The sequence below is a fragment of the Stenotrophomonas maltophilia group sp. RNC7 genome, from assembly GCF_030910085.1.
Taxonomy (GTDB): Bacteria; Pseudomonadota; Gammaproteobacteria; order Xanthomonadales; family Xanthomonadaceae; genus Stenotrophomonas; species Stenotrophomonas sepilia.
The window spans coordinates 1-1,161 of record NZ_JAVFVN010000194.1 but is presented as its reverse complement, the minus strand read 5'-3'; the positions used below and the strand labels follow the sequence as shown (position 1 = coordinate 1,161).

Below are 1,161 nucleotides of genomic sequence, written 5' to 3'. Positions count from 1 at the left end.
TTCTTTTTTTTCTGCTCCTTTTCAATATGGATAACTTTTCTCCAACCTTCTTTTTCTATTACTTTTCCTTTAGATATAAACTTTTCATTATTTACATCTGTAATAATTGAACTGTGATTAATTATTGCGTCTTCATAATGTGCAGCAATAACACTTCTAACAATCAAATCGTAAATTTTCTTTTCCTTATCGGTTAATTTATCTAAATCTGGAAGAATATCCGTCGGCAGTATAGCGTGATGATCTGATACTTTGCGTTTATTGATAAAGCGACGCGTTAGATTTCCTGGCAGAATAGGTGTTGGAAAATAAGATGTATATGCGTCTGTTTGGGATAACAAATTAAAAATCTCTGGAAATCCTTGCGCTTCCGCTTCTGTAATATAATTACTATCAGTTCTAGGATATGAAATATGTGAATTATCATATAATCTTTGAGCAGCATCTAATACTTCTTTAGGACTCAATTTATACAATTTATTCGCTTTAACTTGTAGATCCGAAAGATTATAAAGTTGAGGTGGTTTTGTTGTCTCGCTCTCATTAATAACCTTTTCTACTAAAGCATCATGCCCTTTAATCTTATTTACCACTACTTCAGCTAATTCTTTTTTCATAAATCTCTCTGCGTTAGACTCAATATTTATCCATTTTCCAGAATACCTTTTACCTAAAATCTCAAAATCTGCTAAGATAGTCCAAAAAGGTTCCGGCTTGAAATTCTCTATTTCTTTTTCTCTATCATATATCAATTTTACAAGCGGGGTCTGACATCTCCCAACACTCCAAACTCCTAAATTTGGTACGTTATTGCTATTTTGACTTTCAATTGAAGCCTTCATAAGTAGTGAGACTGCTCTAGTAGCTGAAAGTCCTACATAATAGTCTGCAATACTTCTAGAATAAGCACTATAATAGAGTGGCATTGTATCTTCTCCCTTTTTTAATGTTTTAAATGCACTCTTTATAGAACTAGGGGCTAATGATGAGGTCCAAAGTCTTAACATTGGCTTGTTTATTTTGTTATATTTACATATAGATATAAATATATTTTCACCTTCTCTTCCCGCATCACACCCATTAATTATTACTTCTATATCACTCCTATTTGCTAACTCCTTAATTAACTTCAACTGCTTTTCTTTTCCTTTTATTGGCCTT

1 protein-coding gene is annotated in these 1,161 nt (G+C 32.1%); it reads right to left on the bottom strand.

What is annotated here, in order from left to right:
- Positions 1–1,161 (bottom strand): DNA topoisomerase (locus tag RCF13_RS02755; RefSeq protein ID WP_308140816.1); only part of this gene is annotated, 1,161 nt, incomplete at both ends.